Origin of the sequence: Pectobacterium sp. F1-1, assembly GCF_025643735.1 — a bacterium.
Taxonomy (GTDB): domain Bacteria; phylum Pseudomonadota; class Gammaproteobacteria; order Enterobacterales; family Enterobacteriaceae; genus Pectobacterium; species Pectobacterium colocasium.
This window is the reverse complement of the sequence record NZ_CP104733.1, coordinates 790626-813100: the sequence shown is the minus strand read 5'-3', so window position 1 is coordinate 813100 and position 22475 is coordinate 790626. Positions and strand designations below refer to the sequence as shown.

Here is a 22475-nt window from a genome sequence, read left to right as displayed (position 1 = left end):
GTATTTTTTTGCCTGCGTTCAGCCGCCTGATATCGCGGAATACCAGCCGGACGGCGACAGCGAGAACTGACAGGGGATCGGCTGGCTGAGTCGGCCACGTTTCCCCCGGCGTGAGAAATAGCCGCGATTTACGCTAAAGCGCAGGCGATCCGTTCCCACGCTGGCCGGACTGTCCGTGACTGCCAGCCCGCTAAGGTAAAAACGCCCTGCTTCGGGGAAATCCTCTTCAATCTCAATCGAACAAAACAGCTTTTGCCCTTTCTCGTTGTAGCTGACCAGTTGCGCAGTAGGACGGATACGCACGAATAATCGGGATTCGCCGTCGATAATGTCGTGTTTCGCGGCCAGCACTTCCCCCAGGTTATCGCCGGTGCGCTTGTGTTCTCCCCAAATCAGCGCGGTATAGCGCGACGGGTTGTAGGTCACGCCCATGTCTTTTAGCCAGGCAGGATCGATATAGCGTCCGTCAATGGTGATGCCTTCGGTGGCCACACAAAACCAGCCGGTCGTTAACTGTGAATCGTTCATGTGCGCCCTCACGGTAACAGCGTAATCGCCTGCTCATCAGCAGCGGCATACAGATAACCATCTCCCAGCGCATAGCCCTCATTACGCCAGTAGTTGTGCTCATACACGGAACGGTCATCCACAAATTCCGCCCGGAAATAGCGGCTGTGTTTTTGCGTGTAGACGTGCAAGTTTTCCAACGTGGTGATCGCCAGCCGTTTACCCGGCATAAACGGCGGCACAAACGCAAAGCGCCCCGCAATGGAACTGGTGATCATCTGCGCAGCGGCGAGATCCGCTGGCCTGTCTGCCATATTGAACAGTCGTAATCGCTCTGCCGCCGCTAACTCAGCACCCACCAATACCACCAGGTGCGGATCTTCGCGCAATCCCTCAGGTATTTTTTGGGTGATCAGGTGATTAGCCAGTGCGTCCAGATGTGGGAAGTCACCGCCGTTCCCTAACGTGATTTCGTTAGTCAGTACCTGAGAGCCACCATTAAACTTCTTGGCAATGGCATGCCAGCCCAGATTGATATCTTCCCCTTTGGGGTATCTGGCGGGATTGGTTTCGGGGCTAAGAAACGCGCCATTTAGCCCGATACGCAAAATATCTAACGCCATTGCGCGTTCAAAGAACGCCGCCACCGTCCGTGTAAAGTGATCAATGCCGCCCACGTTGGCAATCAGTGACATTTGCGCATACGACAGCGACGCGCAGGAGTCCGTTTCAACCAGCACATACGGCGTACCATTGACAGCCAGCGGCTTGTTAAAACGCCCTTCCATCGCACGCACGGTATGCAGGCTACTATCCCCAAGCGTGATCGCCTGGCCAGTTTCCTCCGCCATGTCCATCAGGGTGATGCCCTGCATCATCCAACCAGATTCCAGTAAGGCAATGCGTAATTTATTTTCTGCCTCATCGGATACAGAAAAACTCTTTGGTAGTGCCTCTAATTAGTTGAATTGATATATAATGACCGCTTTGAGGTTTGCTCATGGCCAGCGTTAATGTTCATTGTCCTCGCTGTCAGTCTGTTCAGGTTTACCGTCATGGACAGAACCCTAAAGGTCGTGACCGGTTTCGCTGTCGTGACTGCCACCGCGTGTTTCTGCTCACCTATACCTATGAAGCGCGTAAGCCCGGTGTCAAAGAACAAATTACCGAAATGGCATTCAACGGCGCCGGCGTTCGTGATACAGCCAGAACACTGAAAATCGGTATTAACACCGTCATTCGCACGTTAAAAAACTCGCGCCGAAGCGAATAACTTCCTCTCCGGTCGCTCATGCCGATGTAGCACTTATCTGTGAGCTTGATGACCAATGGAGCTTTGTCGGCAATAAAGCCCGGCAGCATTGGCTCTGGTATGCATACAACACCAAAACAGGTGGCGTTCTGGCTTACACGTTTGGACCGCGCACGGATAACACCTGCCGTGAACTTCTGGCTCTGCTGACGCCGTTTAACATCGGTATGATAACCAGCGATGACTGGGGCAGTTATGCCAGAGAACTCCCGAAAGATAAGCATCTGACAGGAAAAATCTTCACTCAGCGTATTGAGCGTAACAACCTGACACTGAGGACACGTATTAAACGTCTGGCCCGTAAAACAATCTGCTTCTCGCGTTCGATAGAATTGCATGAAAAAGTCATCGGGGCATTCATTGAAAAACACATGTTCTACTAATTGGACGCATTACCAACTCTTTTTGTTATTACTTAAATAATTCGCGCCGCGGGTAAAATTGCGATGAAATTCCCCCGCCAATGCCGGGGCATTAACGTGATGCATAAAATATCCTTTTATAGAAATGAGGTAATACAGTGAATTACAGTGCGTCTCGCATCATGCGATTTTTATATTGCTCGATCTCTACCGTCTCGATCATTAACTCCACATAATCATTCACTGGCATGAGTTGGCGAAATAACTCGCCTTCATGACCGTAATATAAACGGCATAACTCAGCCTTCGCGATCCCATTACGGTTTAATTCAAATTTATCTATGGGATGACGACAGTGTTTTAATATCTCTTCTATCGCGCTCTGTAATTCGTCCATCTTTGACCAGGCATAAATATGAGACTGACAGCTTAGGCCATTAGAATAGGAATCCATCCTGTAGGCATACGCAGGCAACGAGGCGACCGGCAATTTCTCCATCACCTTGTTCATAAAGCCTTTGATATTCTTTTTCAGCATCGCTTCTACAACAGGGCGTAATAAACCTAATAACCCCTGCCGCGCCTGATAGATTAATTTGGCTTTTTCGTGATTGTCCTCCGCCCGTTGTCGCTGCACTTGCAATTGTCTCAATGCCTCTTTCATCGAGACAAGGCCATGATGGGTATCAAGCATATTCTGATTCTCTGCCTCACCACCGTAGCGGATAACGCCCTGGTGCGCGTCATTGACGGCCTCCAGTGCCGCCGCACAAATCGCCGTGCCACGCTCAATCAGGAAGTTGATTTCGTCCGGGTCACACATGTAGCTAGGCATGTTATAGCCGGTTAGCGTTTCCAGTTCGTTTAACAAACGTTCCATTTTAAACAGACGATAAATCTCAATGACGCGGATCGCATAACCACCATCCCCGTATTTTGGTTCAAACGGAACCGGCTGATAAGCCGAAATGATGTTCAGGGCTTTATCATATTTACAGCGTTCTATTTTTTTCACTTATTAATCCTTAAAGTAAAAACCGATGTGTTTTTTCAGGCTATTAATTGGATGCCGCGATATGGCTATCCCGCCATGAGTAATAATCTGAAGCTTTCCAACGCGACATACGGCCTATTTTTATTGGCTTAGGGAATTTCCCCTGAGCAATCAATTTGTAGATCCATTTATCACTCAACAAACAATCAGTGGTGATAAATTTCATATCAACCATTGAGTCGGGGTTAGGTCTGAACTGGTTCAGGTTGTAATGAACTTTACTTGACATATCACTCCATCGCTTTGTCTACCGGAATCAACTGGAGTGAATTAAAACATCGGAAGTTACAGACAAAAAGGTGGAGTAATAGAATTCGTGACAGATCTCTATTACTCCACCTATTTGTTTATTTTTTGTTAAATTGGGGATTTAACAGCTTTTCTAAGAAGCTTTATAATTTCATCTTTTGTTAATGGTGGTTTTTCATCTGGCCAGTATTCTGTTCTCTTCTCCCATAGAAGCTCACCCCATCGAGTTGGGTTCTTACTACATTCATTGGGATAACGTTTATTGATAGAGATTGCCGCCATTAAAACCTTTTCTCGATTTAATGCATGGCGTTCGAACTGAGCACTTCTTTGAGACTCATAAGAATACAACCTCTTATTACTTACATAGCCTTTATCAAGGAGATAATCATAAGCTTTATTATAGTCGGAATAGGTTATATAAACATCATGAACAGCATGTTTTTCATAATCACCCTCCGGTGATATACGTAAGAAATCCGAGTTATTTAAGTCACCAAACGGCAATAAACACCCCACATCGAAAGTGCTTAATCTCCCAAGGATAAGTGTGTTTTTAACATAGTGCTTATTAAGTCGCCACACCCCATGTAAATAAGCATTGAAATAGGATTCTTTACCATTATTTTTCTGTATATTAACATTGGAATCGACTTTGCAACCCCCCCCATAAATCATCAAAATTTGATTCTTCGAATAGAGAAAATTTCGTTATCCCTTTGTAATTTTGATTCTTTATATATGGATTTTCAATCCAATTACTTAGCTCATGAACAGAGCTAGAAAATATCAATTTAACCGCAGGTGTTATTATATCATCCATGTTTATCAAAATAGATATTTTTTCATCTATAGCAAGGCTCAAAATATCATTAGCCTTAATCTCACCATCTTCAAGAAGTTCAGATAATGATAATAACTTACTCATTGTCCCTCCGAAGATAATGAAGTTAGATAATCCGCATACCACTGCATCATTTCTCGACGACCATCAAGATATTGCGCATGATTATAGGTTCCACGAATACTATTTTTATCAACGTGGGCAAGCTGTATTTCAATCCAAGCTGTATCGTATCCTTGTTCATACAAAATTGTGCTCATCGTGTGGCGGAAACCATGCCCCGTAACACGCCCTCCATAGCCAATACGTCGCATCAGCACATTCATGGCCATTTCACTCATTGGCTTGGTATGTTGAACCCTGCCAGGGAAAACAAGCGGATAATGGCCGGTAATCGGCTTTAATTCTTCAAGAATGGAAATAACCTGCGTTGATAACGGCACACAATGGGGACGCCGCTTTTTCATTCTTTCTGCCGGTATTTCCCAAAGACGTTTATCAAAATCAAATTCTTTCCACTCGGCCTGGCGGAGTTCCCCCGGCCTAACGGCGGTCAGAATCAACAGCTTTGTAGCCAGTTTTACAATTAAACTGCCGCTGTAGGTATTCAGTGTTTGAAAGAACTCAGGTAGCTCTGGTGCCGTTAAAAAAGCATAGTGTTCTTTTTTATGAGCAACGAATGCACTCACCAGATCCGGCGCAGGGTTATATTCTGCTCTACCCGTTATGACGGCGTATTTCCACACTTCTCCACATCGCTGGCGTACTTTACGCATTTTCTCGGTAGCACCGCGATCGTTTAATTTGGACAAGACAGCCAGGAGTTCCATAGGCTTAATTTCCGCAATGGGGCGATGCCCGATAAACGGGAAAACATCTTTCTCAAAGGTACTCATCATTTCTTCGCTGTATGATGCTGACCAGCGATCCAAGCGTTTCTCGTACCATTCACGTGCTATCGATTCAAACGTGCTTTCATTTCGTCCTTGTTTCGCCAGCTTCTGCTCTTTACGTAAATCACTGGGGTTTATCCCTGCGGCAACCAGTTTTTTGGCTTCGTCGCGTTTCTGTCTGGCTTCAGCTAAAGAAATGGTGGGGTAAGTCCCAAGTGACAACAATTTTGCTTTGCCATCGAAACGGTAACGATAACGCCATCCTTTCGATCCGTTAGGTTCAATCAGTAGTGAAAGGCCATGACCATCGTTTTTGGTGTAGGACTTATCTTCTGGCTTGGCACGGCGGATCTCAAGGTCTGTCAGCGGCATGTGTATAGTTTCCGGTATGTATAGCTACCCAATGTGTATAGAAATGGGTATGTATAACCCTCTCTACTCACATTACTATACACATTCAACACATGATTTGGGTAGATGCGGGTTGACACTGGGAGACCAAGAAAGGTATGAATTATTTGATTTTATTGAGTTCAGGAGACATGCAGAGAAGTGTTTTTGGAGCGAGTGAAGGGAATCGAACCCTCGTATGCAGCTTGGGAAGCTGCCGTTCTACCATTGAACTACACTCGCACAGAGAGCGATTGGCATTATAGCGCTATGCCGTTGCCGAGCAAGTAAAAAACCCGGCAAAGTGCTGCGGTTTTGAGCGATCATGCGGCCGTGGAGAGCGGCAGAAACAGCGTCTCATAGCCGCTGGAAATAACGTGCCAGGCAAAGTAGGCAAATAGTATGGCGGAGATCAGGCTGCAATAGAATGAGATACGCTCTTTCAGCAGCCGCTGACCGTACTTCACCAGCGCGGCAAGGAAGCATGTCCACAGCACGCCACCCACGAAAAAGCCCAGCAGAAACAGGCTAATCATGAAGGCTGAGCCATCGGTAGACTGCGCGATAATGGTGCCACCAATCGCTGCAAACCACAGTAACGCCGTTGGTGAGGCCAGTGCCATACCTACGCCGCTGAAAAACTCGGTATAACGCGCTGGCGGAGTGGAAAAACTCGCAGCGCTCGCTGACTCAGAGATATCGGCAAAGCGTTTAACCTGATAGTCACGCCATGCCGCGCGCGCCATACTGAACGTCATCCAGATCAGAATCAGCCCGCCTCCAATCCATAGCGCCCAACGCACAGGTGTCAGATTAAAGACGACCGCCAGACCCAGCACCGACAGCGTGGCATAAAACAGATCGCCGAAACAGGAACCCAGCCCGATATAAAACGCCGAGCGCGCCCCGTGCCGCAGCCCGCGGTTAATAATCGCGGTATTGACCATCCCCAGATCGAGACACAATGACAGAGATAACAACATCCCCGTGAACGCAACTAACAGCATGGTATTCCCTTCGAGCATTAAGTAATGAGGCGAGTCTAGAGCCCAAAGGACACGCTGTATTGTCAAAAATTGATACGGCGGAACTGTCCCGGCGTCATGGCGTTATAGCGGTTGAAGGCTTTCGTGAAATGCGCCTGATCGGCAAACCCGACATCCCCCGCGACCTGGCTGATCGCGGCTCCCTGCCGCAGCAGCTCCCGCGCTTTACACATGCGTCGCTGCATCAGCCACGCCAGCGGTGGCAGCCCAACCGCCTGATTAAACGAGCGTACCAGATGGGCGACTGACAGATTTTCCTGCTGCGCGAGCTGATCGAGCGTGGGGACATCGCTGAGATCGTTCAACAACCCGTCTTTGATCCGCGTGATCCGCTCTGCTTCTTTGACCTGACCTTGAGACGGCATAGGATGCTGGTTTTCCATCAACGCAGCCAGCAGCAGGATAATGCGCTCCTGACGCGTGCTGTCGTCCAAATCAGAGATGACCAGCTGTTTTAACTCGGACGCCAACTGCGGCGACGGATTCCAGCCCCGTGAAAACCGAAAAGCTTGGTGGAAATAATGCTCGAACGCCTGCGGATGAACGTACAGCGATGCACACTGCCAACGGTCAAACGCATTATCACTGCCTTGTAGCTGATCGGGATTGTAGGTCGTCACCATATCGTTAGTGACAACAAAGGTTTCTCCATCCAGCCAGACCGTCTCCAACCCGCTGAGATTGGCGCTGATGACGAACTCGTCGTGCGTATGCCGTGGAAAACTGCGCCCGTTGGTTAACAGCGCCAGTTCGAACCAGGCATCGCGGTACGTCATCATGATAGTGTTCCGGCAGTGAATGAATGCCTGAAAATAACATCTTCCCCCATCGGGCGACAATGGCAGAATGACGGCAAGAATGTGGAGAAAAACGAGGTGAGATCGAGATACACGGGGCTACCACGGGGCGAGGTATCCCTACGGGAACCTCATCCCCACGTTTCCCCTAAAATTTTACATTGTCGATAGTAAAAAACCGGTGCAGTTGCACCGGTTTAATGAGGTTTGACGACAATCTCAGGCTTATTTTTACGCCCAGCGTCTTACTTCTGCGGACGCATCGCCGGGAACAGGATCACGTCGCGGATGGTGTGGCTGTTCGTGAACAACATCACCATACGGTCGATACCGATACCCAGACCCGCAGTTGGCGGCAGGCCGTGCTCCAGTGCAGTCACGTAGTCTTCGTCGTAGAACATCGCTTCGTCATCGCCCGCGTCTTTAGCATTCACCTGCTGAGCAAAACGCTCTGCCTGATCCTCAGCATCGTTCAGCTCGGAGAAGCCGTTACCGATTTCACGGCCGCCGATGAAGAACTCAAAGCGATCGGTGATTTCCGGGTTCTGATCGTTACGACGCGCCAGCGGTGACACTTCAGCCGGGTATTCAGTGATGAAGGTCGGTTGAATCAGGCTGCTTTCTGCGGTCTCTTCGAAGATCTCGGTCACGATACGGCCCAGCCCCCAGCTTTTTTCGATCTTGATCCCCAGAGACTGGGCGATCGCGGTCGCTTTCTCCAGATCGTCCAGATCGGCAACGTTGGTTTCAGGACGGTATTTGCAGATCGCTTCGCGCATCGTCAGCTTCTCGAACGGCTTGCCGAAGTCGAATGTCTGGTCGCCGTATTCCACCGTTGTCGAGCCCAGTACGTCCTGCGTCAGCGTACGGAACAGGTTCTCCGTCAACACAATCAGGTCTTTATAATCGGCATACGCCATATAAAGTTCCATCATGGTGAATTCAGGATTGTGACGTGGGGAAACACCTTCGTTACGGAAGTTACGGTTGATTTCGAACACGCGCTCGAAGCCACCAACGACCAGACGCTTCAGGTACAGTTCCGGCGCGATACGCAGGTACATGTCGATGTCCAGCGCGTTGTGGTGCGTGATGAACGGACGCGCAGACGCACCGCCAGGGATCACCTGCATCATTGGCGTTTCGACTTCCATGAAGCCGTGATCGACCATGAAGCTACGGATCGCCGCCATCACTTTGGAACGAATACGGAAGGTATTGCGAGATTCATCGTTAGCGATCAGATCCAGATAGCGCTGACGGTAACGGGTTTCCTGATCGGCCAGACCGTGGAATTTATCCGGCAGCGGGCGCAGCGCTTTGGTCAGCAGACGCAGTTCGGTACAGTGGATGGACAGTTCGCCCGTTTTGGTTTTGAACAGCTTACCGCGCGCGCCCAGAATATCGCCCAAATCCCATTTTTTGAACTGCTCGTTATAGATGCCTTCCGCCAGATCGTCGCGGGAAACATACAGCTGAATACGGCCACCGACGTCCTGCAAGGTCACGAAAGAGGCTTTACCCATGATGCGACGGGTCATCATACGGCCCGCCACGGTCACTTCAACGCCCAGTTCTTCCAGCTCTTCGTTCTCTTTACCATCGAACTCAGCGTGCAGACGATCGGACGTGTTGTCACGGCGGAAATCATTCGGGAATGCGATCCCGGTTTCACGCAGCGCTACCAGCTTTTCACGACGCGTTTTTAATTCGTTATTCAGATCCTGCGCCTGATCGGCACCCTGTGATTGTGATTCAGCCATGTGAATTCTTATAACCCCGCTTTTAAACTTGCTTCAATAAATTTGTCCAGATCGCCATCCAGTACGGCCTGAGTGTTACGTGTTTCCACTCCGGTACGTAAATCTTTGATGCGCGAATCATCCAGAACATAAGAACGAATCTGGCTACCCCAGCCGATATCAGATTTGTTGTCTTCCATCGCCTGTTTTTCAGCATTTTTCTTTTGCATCTCAAACTCATACAGCTTGGCTTTCAGCTGTTTCATCGCCTGATCTTTGTTTTTATGCTGGGAACGATCGTTCTGACATTGCGTGACAATACCGGTAGGCATGTGGGTAATACGCACCGCAGATTCTGTCCGGTTAACGTGCTGACCACCCGCACCGGAGGCACGGTAAACGTCAATACGCAGGTCGGCCGGATTGATTTCGATATCGATATCGTCCTCAACTTCCGGGTAGACGAACGCGGAACTGAATGAGGTGTGGCGGCGGCCGCCGGAATCGAACGGGCTCTTACGTACCAGACGGTGTACACCGGTTTCGGTACGCAGCCAGCCAAACGCATAGTCACCGATGATCTTGATGGTGGCGGATTTCGTACCGGCCACGTCACCGTCTGACTCTTCAATAATTTCGGTTTTAAACCCTTTGGCTTCCGCCCAACGCAGGTACATACGCACCAGCATGCTGGCCCAGTCCTGCGCTTCTGTACCGCCAGAACCTGCCTGAATATCCAGGTAACAATCCGCACTGTCGTACTGGCCGGAGAACATGCGACGGAATTCAAGCTGGCCTAATTTATTTTCCAGCGCGTCCAGTTCTACCGACGTTTCATTAAACGTATCTTCGTCTTCTTCTTCCACCGCGAGCTCAAGCAGACCAGCCACATCTTCCAGACCCTGAGTCAGTTGATCGATGGTGTCTACGATGGCTTCCAGCGAGGAGCGTTCTTTTCCTAATGCCTGAGCGCGTTCAGGCTCATTCCAGACATCAGGCTGTTCCAGTTCGGCGTTTACTTCTTCGAGGCGTTCTTTCTTGGCATCATAGTCAAAGATACCCCCTAAGAACGGCACTACGTTCAGACAGGTCCTGAATGCGGTTTTTTACCGGATTAATTTCAAACATGATTTTTTATATTCTTACGTTAAGTCGTTGACAACGGAATGGTGTAACCCGCCATTCTAGCGGATAAAAGGCTCAGTTTATAGACTTTCTGCCCGCCGTATTCCGTTCACGCACGCGGCCACAGATGTTGAATCAACAGTTGCACCGAACGTTTACCGCGAAATTCGTTAATATCCAATCGATACACCATTTCCACTTCTTTGATACTCGGATCCGGCCAGAGGGTAGTATCGACATTAAACGCGATGCCATCTAACAGCGGCACCTGACCTGTTGCACCGATCGGTTCAAACATCGCTTTCAAATGCCGCTCTTTGAGTAGGCGGGGTTGCAGAATACGGAAGCAGCCATCGAACGTCGGTTCGGGGAATGACTGACCCCACGGCCCCGCGTAACGCAACATTTCTGCCGTTGAGAGCAAATCCAGTTCCGGCAGCACCAGCTCACCATCAGACCAGACGACACCTTCAAGCTGAGACGGATCGAGCCATTCGCCAACCAGTTCGCCGAAGCGCTGACGGAAATCCTCAAACCGATCTTCATGCAACGATAATCCTGCCGCCATCGCATGCCCGCCGAATTTCTGTATCATTCCGGGATACAGCGTATCCAGCCGTTCCAGTGCATCGCGCAGATGCAAGCCAGCAATGGAACGCCCTGACCCTTTCAGCATGCCGTCGCCCGCGGGAGCAAAGGCAATCACTGGGCGATGAAAACGTTCTTTAATGCGCGAAGCCAGAATACCGACGACGCCCTGATGCCATTCCGGGTGGTACATCGCCAATCCGTAAGGCAGCTCAGTGCGGGTGCGCTCCAGCGATTCACACAGACGCAACGCTTCTGCCTGCATCCCCTGCTCGATCTCCCGCCTGTCCTGATTCAGCGCATCTAAATCATTGGCCAGCATGCGCGCCTGAGTAATATCGTCACTCAATAACAGCTCAACACCAACCGTCATATCATCCAACCGACCCGCGGCGTTCAGCCGTGGCCCAAGCGCAAAGCCTAAATCGCTGGCGACCAGTTGGCTGGCATCGCGATTCGCCACTTCCAGCAGCGCCCGAATCCCCGGACGGCATTCGCCCGCACGAATGCGGTTCAGCCCCTGCGCAACCAGAATTCGGTTATTCGCATCCAGCGGCACCACGTCAGCGACCGTACCCAGCGCGACCAGATCCAGTAATTCGGTGAGGTTCGGCTTCGCCAGCCCCTGTTGCGTAAACCAGGGCTGCGTAAACCAGTTGCTATCACGCAGGCGCACAAACAGCGCCATCATTAGGTAAAACGCGACGCCCACGCCCGCCAGCGCCTTGGAGGGAAACTGACAGTCAGGCAGATTAGGGTTAATCATGGCGTCAGCGGCAGGCAGAATGTCACCCGGCAGATGGTGATCGGTCACCAGCACGGCAATACCACGCCGATGGGCATCTTCGACACCCGCGTGAGAAGAAATCCCGTTATCCACGGTCACAATCACTTCTGCACCCAGCGTGGCGGCCTGCGCCACCACTTCCGGGCTTAGCCCGTAGCCGTCTTCAAAACGGTTCGGCACCAGATATTTCACATTCACGGCACCCATGCTGCGCAGTGCCAGCACGGTGAGCGCGGTACTGGTGGCACCATCGGCATCAAAATCGCCAACGATGACCATGCAACGCTTCTCGGCCAGCGTCTGTTGCAGCAAATCGACCGCTTTATCAATCCCGCTTAACAACCGGTAATTGAGCAAACCGCTCAGGCTACGTTCCAGCTCCTGCGCACCTTTCACACCGCGCTGTGCATAGAGGCGGCGCAGCAAAGGTGGAACGGTATCGGGTAAATCAATGTCCTCCGCCAGCGGACGCCGACGGAGTTGGGTAATCATATCCACGTAGCATTAACCGCCGGTTTTCTTGGAGGCTTTATGTGCTTCCAGCATCGCCAGCATTTCTTTCGGCCCTTGGTATCCCGGCACAACCAAACCGTCTTGCAGCACGATGGCAGGAGTCCCCTGCACGCCAAACTGTATGCCCAGTTGATAATGCGCGGCGATATCGGTTTTACACGTTGCTGGCGAGATCGCGTCGCCCTTCATCGCGCTATCAAACGCTTTGTTGCGATCGGCCACGCACCAGATGGACTGCATATCTTTCGCGGCTGGCGATTTCATACCCTGACGCGGGAAAGCCAGATAGCGCACGGTAATGCCCAGCGCGTTGTAATCTTTCATCTGCTCATGCAATTTGTGGCAATAACCGCAGGTGATGTCAGTGAAAACGGTAATAACGTGTTTTTCCTGTGCGGCTTTATACACAATCATCTGTTCCTGTAGCGCATCCATCTTGCCGATCAGGATCTTATTGGTGGTGTTGACCGGCATGGTGCCGCTCACGTCATAAAGCGGGCCTTGCAGCAAATGTTTGCCGTCTTCGCTGATATACAGCACGCCGCTGTCGGTAATCACGGTTTTCATACCCGCCATCGGCGAAGGCAGGATTTCCGCCCCCTGCATATCCAGACGCGTCAACGTCTGTTTGATCGCAGCATCATCGGCGTGGGCAAAATTGGTTGCCGTCGCGACCAGTAAAGAAAGCAGTAATAACCCTTTTTTCATTTCATCAATCCTGTGTTTTCGCAACATTGTCCGCAGCAAATCGCTTGTAACAACGATGCGCCGTGATAGTAAGCGGGAAATCCCGCCAGCCAGATAACATCCTGTTACTCTGTATAATGATTCGATTGGTTACGCTATCCCTTAGGCGCGCGGATGGTGCTGCTGGTGAAGCTGCTTCAGCCGCTCCGTCGCCACATGGGTGTAAATCTGCGTCGTGGAAAGATCGCTGTGCCCCAAGAGCATCTGTACGACCCGTAAATCCGCGCCGTGGTTCAATAAATGGGTCGCAAACGCGTGGCGCAAGACGTGCGGCGAGAGCTTTTCGCTGTCGATGGACGCCAGTACCGCATAATGCTTGATGCGATGCCAGAACGTCTGGCGCGTCATTTGCCGTGCGCGACTGCTGGGAAACAGCACATCCAGCGTTTGCCCATTCAGCAGCCACGGGCGACCATGTTCCAGATAATACTCGATCCAGTACACCGCTTCTTCACCGAGCGGCACCAGCCGTTCTTTATTCCCTTTCCCCAGCACGCGCACCACGCCCTGCCGCAGGCTGACATCGCTTATCGTCAAACCGACCAGTTCGGAAACACGCAGCCCCGTCGCATACAATACCTCAAGCATGGCCTTATCGCGTAATTCCAGCGGTTGTTCAATGCTTGGCGCGTTGAGCAACGCATCCACCTGCGCCTCGCTCAAATCCTTGGGTAAACGCTGCGGCAGTTTCGGGGACGATAACACCGCGCTAGGGTCATCGCTGCGCCGCTTTTCCCGATAAAGGTACTGGAAGAAGCGACGCATTGCGCTCAACAAACGGGCCGAGCTGGTCGCTTTGTAACCGCCATCAACCCTATCGGCGAGAAACGCCTGAAGATCGAGCGCCTGCGCCTGCAATAAAGCGTTATCATGGTGTGCAAGCCATTCCGCGAGCGTTCGCAAATCCAACCGATAAGACGCTAGCGTATTCTCGGCCAGATTTCTTTCCAGCCACAGCGCATCGAGAAACTGCTCGATAAGTGCCTGATCGTGTTCTTGCATCGCCGTGTCCCTCTTTACTGATTGGCACCCCTTTATTGATTGGCAATAGTATGCCGATGAAGCGACGACTTTACATCCTCATCAAGACCGTATTCTCACGCAAACAGAATTGTGTGCGATCTCACATATTCCGTGAACCTCAACATCGCCATAACATTCTCCGGCAAAAATAAGGCTGTGGCACATTATATTTTATGTATCGATAATATATCGGAACAGGCTCCTTGAAGCAGCGTGCCGACTGGCATTGACCTTACTCAATCAACGTTGAAAAGCCGATTTTTCTGTGCGTAGAATGGCTGTTCGTGTTGTTAAAATAAAGAAACATTATGCAAGCCACCGTCACTCCCACTCTCGATGCCGAAGCGGAAGCACCACCCGTAAACTCACGCAACAAAGTGATTGTTGCGTCACTCATTGGCACCGCTATCGAATTTTTCGATTTTTATATCTATGCCACTGCTGCAGTGTTGGTTTTCCCGCACATTTTCTTCCCACAGGGCGACCCGACGGCCGCGACGCTACAGTCGCTAGCGACCTTTGCGATTGCCTTTGTCGCCCGCCCTATCGGTTCGGCAGTATTCGGTCACTTCGGCGACCGCGTCGGACGTAAAGTTACGCTAGTCGCTTCGCTGCTGACCATGGGGATTTCAACCGTTCTGATCGGGCTGTTACCGACCTACGAAACCATTGGGATTTTTGCACCGATTCTGCTGGCACTGGCGCGCTTCGGTCAGGGGCTGGGTCTGGGCGGTGAGTGGGGCGGCGCGGCGCTGCTGGCGACCGAAAATGCCCCGTCCCATAAACGTGCGCTGTATGGGTCGTTCCCTCAGCTTGGCGCACCGATTGGCTTCTTCTTCGCGAACGGCACCTTCCTGCTGTTGTCCTGGCTGCTGACGGAAGAGCAGTTCATGACCTCGGGCTGGCGCGTGCCGTTCGTCGCGTCCGCCGCGCTGGTGCTGGTTGGCCTGTATGTCCGTATCTCTCTGCATGAAGCTCCGGTCTTTACCAAAGCGGTCAAAGCCGGCAAACAAGTGCGTATGCCGCTGGGAACGCTGCTTAGCAAGCATATGAAAGTCACTATCCTCGGCACCTTCATCATGCTGGCGACCTACACGCTGTTCTACATCATGACCGTTTATTCCATGACGTACGGAACAACGCCAGAACCTAAGGGGCTTGGCTTCTCGCGTAACAGCTTCCTGTTGATGCTGATGATCGCGGTGATTGGCTTTGGTCTGATGGTGCCGGTCGCAGGCTATCTGGCGGATGCTTTTGGCCGCCGCAAGACCATGATTACGATTACCTGCCTCATGATCGTCTTCGCGATGCTGTTCCCTTATATGCTTGGTTCAGGCAATCAGGCACTGGTGATGGGCTTCCTGGTGCTGGGTCTGAGCATCATGGGGCTGACGTTCGGCCCAATGGGCGCCTTGCTGCCGGAGCTGTTCCCGACGGAAGTACGCTACACCGGCGCGTCATTCTCCTATAACGTTTCGTCAATTCTGGGTGCATCGGTCGCACCGTATATCGCAGCGTGGCTGACGGCTAACTACGGCCTGTTCTACGTGGGCGTTTATCTGGCAGCCATGGCGTCACTGACGCTGATTGCGCTGCTGGCGACAAGAGAAACACGTCACCAGTCTCTGGGATAAATGTCCCTTCAGTGAGGGCCACGGCCCTCACCGCACCTTTCTTTACTGCTGTTCTCCTTTTAGAATACCGACATCCTGCGGCATCATTCGCCCGCCACGTTATCTCTGCGGTCTGAGGCGAACTTGCCCTTACTGATAAAAATTATTTATAAGCACTCACTATGAAAATCGGTCTGTTTTACGGCTCAAGCACCTGCTACACCGAAATGGCGGCGGAAAAAATTCGCGACATTTTGGGCGAAGAACTGGTGGATCTGCACAACATTAAAGATGTCGACCCTCAACGTATGGAAGATTACAGTACGCTGATTCTCGGCATCCCCACCTGGGATTTCGGAGAGATTCAGGAAGACTGGGAGAATATCTGGGGTCAATTAGCGGCGCTAAACCTCAAAGGAAAAGTCGTGGCGCTCTACGGTATGGGCGACCAGCTTGGCTATAGCGAATGGTTCCCTTGGATGCGCTGGGCATGCTGCATGACCAACTGCTGCCGCTGGGTGTCACATTTATTGGGTACTGGCCGACAGAAGGCTATGATTTCATCAGTCCAAAACCGCTGGCTGCTGACGGCAAACACTTTGTCGGGCTGGCGCTGGACGAAGTGAACCAATACGATCTCAGCGATGAACGGCTGGAACAGTGGTGCGAACAGATCCTGCAAGAAATGGCGTCCTTACTGTAAACGGTACGACTCAACAAAGGTAAGCACGATGAAAATGTTACTCATTGCGGTCGCAGGGTTGTGGCTTGCCGGTTGTGCTCAAACAGGCACGCAGGAATACGCCAGAAATCTGGGCGGAAAATGCGATGTACCGCAATATTACGCTATCGATTTCTCAAGGTTTGATGAAACCGCACAGCGAATTGCGCACGCGACGGGCTGCGGTGTTTATGGCGATTCAGGGTACGTCGTTGAAGGTGGTCAAACAGGAACCGGATACGGTTACCGTTGAGTAAAACGTTCGCGGATACCGTTGTGACCGGCATCCGCGAATATTGATATCCGTAGAGGTGGAAGTCGCTTAGCGCTTTTGTAACCAACGGGTACGCGCGGCCGTATCAAGGAAACTCCACGCCACAAAGCGGCTTTGCTTCTGGCCTTGCGCCATATCGATGGTTCTGACCTTTTCCGCATCAACCGCTTCCAGCGCGCGATAAATCTCTGGCAGGTTCTCTTTGCGCGACACCAGCGACGTAAACCACAGGCACTGACGGGCAAAACCGGCGCTCTCTTTGATCATCTGACCAATAAACGCCGACTCGCCGCCTTCACACCACAGTTCATCCTGCTGACCGCCGAAATTCAGCGGTGAGCGCTTATCCAGCCCCAGATTATGCAGTTTGCGCTGCGATCCCTGACGCGCATCCTCAGCAGACGCATGGAACGGTGGATTACACATGACCGCATCAAACGTGTCGTTCTTGTGAATGATACCAGCAAGTATCGCTTTGCTGCTTTTCTGACGACGCAGGCGAATCGACCGATTCAAGCCGGGATTCGCCTCAATCGTCTGATTGGCCGCTTTCATTGCGAGCGGATTAATTTCGCTGCCAGTAAAGCGCCAGCCATATTCGCGATGCCCAATCAGCGGATAAATGCAGTTAGCGCCGCAGCCGACATCCAGCACGGAAGCCTCGCGTGGCACCACCGAGCGGTTATCTTCCGCCAGCAAGTCAGCCAGATGGTGAATGTAATCGGCACGGCCGGGAATCGGCGGACACAGAAAACCGTCTGGAATCGTCCAGTGTTCAATCTGATAAAAGTGTTGCAACAACGCCTGATTCAGCGCTTTCACCGCCTCGGGATTGGCGAAGTCGACGGACTCATCGCCATAGGCATTTACCGTGACAAACGGCGTCAGCGCAGGATAGCTCTGTTTGAGCGCGGGAAAATCATAACGATCGCGATGGCGATTACGAGGATGCAGACCATTTTTTTGCACTGCGGGCTTAGTCATCAGTATATCCAATCAATTTTAAAGCACGGTCACACAGTGACCGAATAAGAACCTTTCCAACGCACCGCTATCTCGCCCAGTTTTTCTGCTGCAAAAGAAGCTGACGCAGGTGACGCCACTCGTCATCGCCCATGCTGTCCGATGCCAGCCAAAGCTGTTGTCTGTCTTTACCGTTAACGGCCTGCAATGACAGCAACACGCCATTTTTCAGCAACCACGGTCGTTTAACGATCTGCCACTCCTGCTGCCGCCAGTTCAGGGTCGTTTCGCTAAGCAGAACGATTTCCCCCTGTCGGGATTTAATATTCCTTTGGCTACGGATAAAACCGAACATCACCATCGTGACCAGGCACAGCCACAGCCATGCATAGCCGTCCGGCCACGGCGCCAGAAGAATGAGCAATACCAAGAGGCCATGTACAACCAATGACAACAGTTGCATGCGCCAGGAAACGCGAAGATCACATTGCCACTGGGCCACGATCTTTATTTCGCGTCTGAATAAGAGAAATCATGCGTTTCAGCTCTCCGTCTTTCGGCTCGCCGTGGTTCATCAGCCAGTTGAATAAATCGGGATCGTCGCTTTGTAACAGGCGTACAAACGTGCGCTTATCGCTGTCACTGAGTGTGTCATAGTCATGCTCAAAAAACGGCATGATCGCGATATCCAGTTCGCGCATACCACGGCGGCATGCCCAATGAATGCGTGATTTATTATCGATTTCCATGTTTCATGTCCACCTTGTTATCGCAACGTGCCGCTAGTGTACTCCGATTCCGGTAGCGGGTATCAACTAATAGTAACATTTTGACATAGTTTACCGATGTGCGCCGCGCCGAGAACGCCGATCGGTATCAGGATGTGCTATGCAAGAACGCTGCGTGAATAACCCCTTGCAAACCCTGAGCGCTCTTTTACCATTAAGCCATTCGTGTATCGCCCTTAGCGCAGGATTGTACTATATGGTTAACCAACATACGGCTCATCAACTTCCTTTTGCCTCACAACCTCCATTGGCTTCCACCCAACTGGCCGCCACACTCATCTCGCTGGATGACTGGGCACTGGCCACGCTGGTTGGGCCGGATACCGTCAAATACCTTCAGGGGCAGGTCACCGCTGATGTCAGCGCGCTTGCTGACGATCGGCATGTCCTTTGCGCGCACTGCGATGCGAAAGGGAAAATGTGGAGCAATCTGCGCCTGTTCCATCACGGCGAAGGCTTTGCTTTCATTGAGCGTCGTAACCTACGCGACGCCCAGCTTAGCGAGCTGAAAAAATACGCCGTTTTCTCGAAAACAACGATTGCACCAGACGACAATATCGTACTGCTGGGCGCAGCAGGTACAGGCATCCGCGAGCTGCTGGCCCCTGCCTTTAACTCATTGCCAGACGCCGAGCACCCTGTCGTGCAGCACGACGGGGCAACCTTACTGCATTTTGCCCATCCCGCAGAACGTTTCCTGCTGGTGCTGTCTCCTGAGCAAAGCGCGTCGCTGCTTGAGCTGCTCGGCGATAACGTCAGTCTGAATGACAGCCGCCAGTGGCTGACGCTGGATATCGAAGCAGGTCAGCCCATCATTGACAGCGCAAACAGTGCGCAGTTCATCCCGCAAGCGACTAATTTACAGGCATTAAATGGGATTAGCTTCAGCAAAGGGTGCTATACCGGTCAGGAAATGGTCGCCCGTGCAAAATACCGTGGGGCGAACAAGCGTGCGCTTTACTGGCTGGCGGGTAAAGCCAAACAGGTGCCGCAATCAGGGGACGATCTCGAATTGCAGCTTGGCGAGAACTGGCGCCGTACCGGTACGGTGTTGGCAGCCAGCCAATTGCAGAACGGTGAGGTGTGGGTACAGGCCGTGTTGAATAACGATCTCACCGCGGAGAATGTTCTGCGCGTACGCGAAGATGCCGACAGCCAGCTCACGATTCAGCCGCTGCCGTATGAAATAACGGATTAATCCGACGGGCGGTACTGCGCATGAGCCAGGTTGGTTCATGCGCTTTATGTAGACTTAAATATAAAGATAAATCGCCAGAAAGTGGCAGACGCTGCCGCCTAACACGAACCCGTGCCAAATCGCGTGATTATAGGGAATACGCTTGCAGGCGTAGAAAATCACCCCTAGCGTGTACACCACGCCGCCCACCGCCAGCAGCGTCACACTCCCTGCGGCCAGCTTCATCACCATCTGATAAATCACCACCAGCGACAGCCAACCCATCACCAGATAGGTAATCAACGACAGCACTTCGAAACGGTGGGCAAACGCCAGTTTGAAAATCACGCCCAGCAGCGCCATTCCCCAGATAACGACCATCAGACCATGTGCCAGCGGTGAATCCAGCCCCACCAACAAAAATGGCGTATAGGTTCCGGCAATCAACAGGTAGATGGCACAGTGGTCAAACTTTTTCAGCCACGGCTTAATACGCTGAGACGGAATTGCGTGATACAGCGTCGACGCCAAAAACAGCAGGATAATGCTGCCACCATAGAGGCTGTAGCTGGTAATTGCCACGCTGCTGGCATCATTGTTGACCGCCTGAACCAGCAATAAAATCAGACCGACAATCCCGAAAATCACACCGATTCCGTGGCTTATGCTATTCGCAATTTCCTCTGCCAGAGAGTAATCCGGCATCTGTGCATTTTTTGACATCAATAGATTCCGCTGTATTCGGCAACAGTACATATTTCACAACATCACACACTTCACAACGCCATGCGCTGACGTTATCCGCTTTACCCCCCACGATTTCATGCCGGGGACGCAGGCGTAGGTGTTTAACCTTTGAGCAGAGTAACTGAGAATAGTTTCAGTGTACACGTGTAAGCTAAAATAATTATCGCCCCACTTTCTCTCTGACTTAACGTGTAATCATGCATGTCAATCTCGGGCAACATCCCCTACAATGATCGGCCTCGATATCTCCCTGTTTTTTGAAGGGCTCTACCGTTTTTACCGGTTATTCGCATTCACGGTCATCCGGTTCTGACACTCACAGCACCTTCTTGTCGTTTTCACCACATATCGTTTTGGTTTTCACTACATATCGTTTTGGTTTTCACTACATATCGTTTTCACTGCAAGAGGTAAGCGTTTCATGTCATCTTCCCTATCCACGCTGAATTTCGGCTCCATGACCGACGTGTTCGGCTTTCTGATAGAAATCGATAAATTAAAAAACGTGCAGCGCCGCACCAAGATTATCGGCAGCGAACGTCACGAAGATTCTGCCGAGCACAGCTGGCATTTTGCCGTCGCCACGATGGCGCTGGCGCCTTATGCAGGTGAAGACGTAGACATCCAACGCGTGATCCAAATGGCGTTGATTCACGACATCGTCGAAATCGATGCGGGTGATGTGATCGTTTACGATCTTTCCGCACGCCTGGCGATTCACGATCAGGAAGTCGCCGCCGCCGCCCGCATCTTTGGCTTACTGCCGGAGCCGCAGCGTCAACGATTCCATGATTTGTGGGAAGAGTATGAAGCCAATGAAACCCCTAGCGCCCAGTTCGCCATGATGCTCGATCGCATTATGCCGATGCTGATGAATCTGTACAACGGCGGGCAAAGCTGGGTAGAAAACGGCATCCGCCTGGAACAGGTTCTTGAGCGCGCCGAATTCATCGCCGCGATCAACCCAGAGCTGTGGCACTACCTGAAGCAGCATCTGGAAGACGCCAAAGCCAAAGGGTGGTTGCTATAATTTGGTGTTCCCGCTAGCCGCCCCGTCGCTGAGCATGCACGTCAGGAGAAGGTGATGTCGTTAAAAACAATCGCGAATAATCTGGGCTTGTCCGTGGCAGCGGTGAGCCGTGCGCTGAACGGTCATCGGGATATCTCCGACGCCACGCGCCAGCGTATTCAGGAAGAAGCAGAGCGCATCGGCTATCGACCCAATACCCACGCGCGTCGCCTGAAAATGGGTAAAAGCAACGCCGTCGGACTGGTCTATCCCTACGCGGCTTCCCTGAGTAACGACATCTTTTTTGAGATGATTGGCGCGATCAGCCACAAACTGGCACGGCACGAGGTCGATTTTCTCCTGCTGGCAGATGAGCAAGACGCCTGCCAGGGCGCCGCCCGGCTGATCGCCAGCCACCGTATTGATGCGCTGATTGTAGCGCATACGTGTGAACAGGACGCGCGACTGGCGTTACTGCAACGCCACAACGCGCCTTTTCTGGCGCTGGGGCGCAGCCAGCTCCCCCACCCCTACGCCTGGTTCGACTTTGACAACCGTGCGGGCATGGCGCTGGCGACCGAACACCTGATCGCGCTCGGCCATCGCCGTATCGCTATGTTAAGTGAAGATCATCCGCAGGCATTCATCATGCAGCGTCGTCAGGGCTATCGCGATGCGCTGCAACACCACGGCCTGCCGTTTCACGAAACCTATCTGCGTTGTGTCAGCCCCACGCGCCGCGCGGGATATCAGGCCATGATCGACCTTCTGGCGTTGCCTGAACCGCCCACCGCGCTGGTGATCGATGGCAACGTCCACGGTGACGGTGCTGTCGCCGCATTGCAGCAGGCAGGTCGTCTTTCCGGTTCTCACCCCATCGCTCTCGTGATGTACGATGGCCTGCCGCAGGACAGCCTGACCGACCTCAACGTGACCGCCATACAGCAGGCCACGCGCGAGCAGGTTGGTGAACAGATTGCCAGCATGACGCAGGCGCTTATCGCAGGCGAAGCCGTAGAAAATTTGCAGGTGTTATGGCAGCCGACGTTACGTCTGGGTAAGACAAGCTTTCCCGCTTAATCTATTCCACCCTCTGTCGCCTTTCACCGTGCTATCGGTGGGTTGGTTGGCACCCGCCGCCAGCAAGACATCTTTCACATCTTCATCGCAGCAGTTCTCTCTTTCGTAACGATTATTTTAACAA

22 protein-coding genes, 1 tRNA gene and 3 pseudogenes are annotated in these 22475 nt (G+C 51.9%); 7 read left to right on the top strand and 19 right to left on the bottom strand.

Annotated features, from left to right (window positions below; all coding sequences use genetic code 11):
- Window positions 1-18: 18 nt before the first annotated feature.
- Window positions 19-528: a GPO family capsid scaffolding protein gene (locus NAL19_RS03620; RefSeq protein WP_225086941.1), complete on the bottom strand. Its 510-nt coding sequence runs from the start codon at window positions 526-528 to the stop codon at window positions 19-21.
- A gap of 8 nt (window positions 529-536) precedes the next feature.
- Window positions 537-1445 (bottom strand): annotated as a pseudogene (locus NAL19_RS03615) (P2 family phage major capsid protein); the annotation flags it as partial.
- A gap of 62 nt (window positions 1446-1507) precedes the next feature.
- Between NAL19_RS03615 and NAL19_RS03610 the strand changes: the two are divergent.
- Window positions 1508-2202 (top strand): IS1 family transposase gene (locus NAL19_RS03610; protein WP_225086940.1). Its coding sequence is split into 2 segments (ribosomal slippage): window positions 1508-1754 and window positions 1754-2202, totalling 696 coding nucleotides; the frame shifts between segments, so codons are not numbered across the junction.
- Window positions 2203-2344: 142 nt separating this feature from the next.
- Here NAL19_RS03610 and NAL19_RS03605 read toward each other — a convergent pair.
- From NAL19_RS03605 to xerD, 13 genes are all read right to left on the bottom strand, one after another.
- Window positions 2345-3196, bottom strand: coding sequence for a hypothetical protein (locus NAL19_RS03605; protein ID WP_263058778.1), 852 nt, complete (start codon window positions 3194-3196; stop codon window positions 2345-2347).
- A 43-nt stretch (window positions 3197-3239) separates the two neighbouring features.
- Window positions 3240-3464, bottom strand: a complete 225-nt coding sequence (locus NAL19_RS03600; protein ID WP_103161951.1) for a helix-turn-helix transcriptional regulator — start codon at window positions 3462-3464, stop codon at window positions 3240-3242.
- 128 nt (window positions 3465-3592) lie between these two features.
- Window positions 3593-4162: a hypothetical protein gene (locus NAL19_RS03595; protein WP_263058777.1), complete on the bottom strand. Its 570-nt coding sequence runs from the start codon at window positions 4160-4162 to the stop codon at window positions 3593-3595.
- Window positions 4122-4412, bottom strand: a complete 291-nt coding sequence (locus NAL19_RS03590; protein WP_263058776.1) for a hypothetical protein — start codon at window positions 4410-4412, stop codon at window positions 4122-4124. Before NAL19_RS03590 ends, NAL19_RS03595 begins: the two co-directional genes overlap by 41 nt.
- Window positions 4409-5593: a tyrosine-type recombinase/integrase gene (locus NAL19_RS03585; RefSeq protein WP_225086936.1), complete on the bottom strand. Its 1185-nt coding sequence runs from the start codon at window positions 5591-5593 to the stop codon at window positions 4409-4411. The genes NAL19_RS03590 and NAL19_RS03585 overlap by 4 nt, the downstream gene beginning before the upstream one ends.
- A gap of 187 nt (window positions 5594-5780) precedes the next feature.
- Window positions 5781-5854, bottom strand: a tRNA-Gly gene (locus NAL19_RS03580).
- Between the two features lie 80 nt (window positions 5855-5934).
- Window positions 5935-6618 carry a LysE family translocator gene (locus NAL19_RS03575; protein ID WP_263058775.1) on the bottom strand — a complete coding sequence of 228 codons (684 nt, stop codon included), beginning with the start codon at window positions 6616-6618 and terminating at the stop codon, window positions 5935-5937.
- A 62-nt stretch (window positions 6619-6680) separates the two neighbouring features.
- Window positions 6681-7436, bottom strand: coding sequence for an AraC family transcriptional regulator (locus NAL19_RS03570; RefSeq protein ID WP_263058774.1), 756 nt, complete (start codon window positions 7434-7436; stop codon window positions 6681-6683).
- A gap of 263 nt (window positions 7437-7699) precedes the next feature.
- Entirely contained in the window at window positions 7700-9217 is a 1518-nt protein-coding gene (lysS, locus tag NAL19_RS03565; RefSeq protein ID WP_225086932.1) for a lysine--tRNA ligase, read from the bottom strand.
- An 8-nt stretch (window positions 9218-9225) separates the two neighbouring features.
- A protein-coding gene (gene prfB / locus NAL19_RS03560) for a peptide chain release factor 2 (protein WP_180743458.1) occupies window positions 9226-10324 on the bottom strand; the annotation gives its coding sequence in 2 pieces (ribosomal slippage) (window positions 9226-10248 and window positions 10250-10324; 1098 coding nt in all).
- Window positions 10325-10430: 106 nt separating this feature from the next.
- The gene (recJ, locus tag NAL19_RS03555) at window positions 10431-12194 is read right to left on the bottom strand and encodes a single-stranded-DNA-specific exonuclease RecJ (protein WP_263058773.1); all 1764 of its coding nucleotides are present in this window, start codon (window positions 12192-12194) and stop codon (window positions 10431-10433) included.
- Between the two features lie 6 nt (window positions 12195-12200).
- Window positions 12201-12917 carry a bifunctional protein-disulfide isomerase/oxidoreductase DsbC gene (gene dsbC, locus NAL19_RS03550; protein WP_263058772.1) on the bottom strand — a complete coding sequence of 239 codons (717 nt, stop codon included), beginning with the start codon at window positions 12915-12917 and terminating at the stop codon, window positions 12201-12203.
- 141 nt (window positions 12918-13058) lie between these two features.
- Window positions 13059-13958: a site-specific tyrosine recombinase XerD gene (gene xerD / locus NAL19_RS03545; protein ID WP_225086929.1), complete on the bottom strand. Its 900-nt coding sequence runs from the start codon at window positions 13956-13958 to the stop codon at window positions 13059-13061.
- Between the two features lie 329 nt (window positions 13959-14287).
- Here xerD and NAL19_RS03540 point away from each other — a divergent pair, with 329 nt between their 5' ends.
- The 3 genes and pseudogenes from NAL19_RS03540 to NAL19_RS03530 all read left to right on the top strand — a co-directional run bounded on the left by NAL19_RS03540 (window position 14288) and on the right by NAL19_RS03530 (window position 16570).
- Window positions 14288-15613, top strand: coding sequence for an MFS transporter (locus tag NAL19_RS03540; protein WP_263058771.1), 1326 nt, complete (start codon window positions 14288-14290; stop codon window positions 15611-15613).
- 161 nt (window positions 15614-15774) lie between these two features.
- Window positions 15775-16295: pseudogene (gene fldB / locus NAL19_RS03535) on the top strand (flavodoxin FldB).
- Between the two features lie 28 nt (window positions 16296-16323).
- A pseudogene (locus NAL19_RS03530) lies at window positions 16324-16570 on the top strand (hypothetical protein).
- Window positions 16571-16635: 65 nt separating this feature from the next.
- Here the strand turns inward: NAL19_RS03530 and rlmF are convergent.
- The 3 genes from rlmF to sdhE all read right to left on the bottom strand — a co-directional run bounded on the left by rlmF (window position 16636) and on the right by sdhE (window position 18299).
- Window positions 16636-17571, bottom strand: coding sequence for a 23S rRNA (adenine(1618)-N(6))-methyltransferase RlmF (gene rlmF / locus NAL19_RS03525; RefSeq protein ID WP_263058769.1), 936 nt, complete (start codon window positions 17569-17571; stop codon window positions 16636-16638).
- A 67-nt stretch (window positions 17572-17638) separates the two neighbouring features.
- Entirely contained in the window at window positions 17639-18013 is a 375-nt protein-coding gene (locus tag NAL19_RS03520; RefSeq protein WP_250160548.1) for a protein YgfX, read from the bottom strand.
- A gap of 19 nt (window positions 18014-18032) precedes the next feature.
- Entirely contained in the window at window positions 18033-18299 is a 267-nt protein-coding gene (sdhE, locus tag NAL19_RS03515; protein ID WP_012773340.1) for an FAD assembly factor SdhE, read from the bottom strand.
- A 235-nt stretch (window positions 18300-18534) separates the two neighbouring features.
- Between sdhE and ygfZ the strand changes: the two genes are divergently transcribed.
- On the top strand, window positions 18535-19536 hold the full coding sequence (ygfZ, locus tag NAL19_RS03510; protein WP_263058768.1) for a tRNA-modifying protein YgfZ: 1002 nt from the start codon (window positions 18535-18537) through the stop codon (window positions 19534-19536).
- A 54-nt stretch (window positions 19537-19590) separates the two neighbouring features.
- Here ygfZ and trhA read toward each other — a convergent pair whose 3' ends face one another.
- Window positions 19591-20238, bottom strand: a complete 648-nt coding sequence (trhA, locus tag NAL19_RS03505) for a PAQR family membrane homeostasis protein TrhA (protein WP_225086922.1) — start codon at window positions 20236-20238, stop codon at window positions 19591-19593.
- Between the two features lie 445 nt (window positions 20239-20683).
- On the opposite strand from trhA, the gene NAL19_RS03500 reads away from it, so the two are divergent.
- Both NAL19_RS03500 and NAL19_RS03495 read left to right on the top strand, forming a co-directional pair.
- On the top strand, window positions 20684-21292 hold the full coding sequence (locus NAL19_RS03500) for an HD domain-containing protein (protein ID WP_263058767.1): 609 nt from the start codon (window positions 20684-20686) through the stop codon (window positions 21290-21292).
- 54 nt (window positions 21293-21346) lie between these two features.
- Complete coding sequence (locus NAL19_RS03495) at window positions 21347-22351, top strand: LacI family DNA-binding transcriptional regulator (RefSeq protein ID WP_263058766.1); 1005 nt, start codon at window positions 21347-21349, stop codon at window positions 22349-22351.
- Window positions 22352-22475 lie beyond the last annotated feature (124 nt).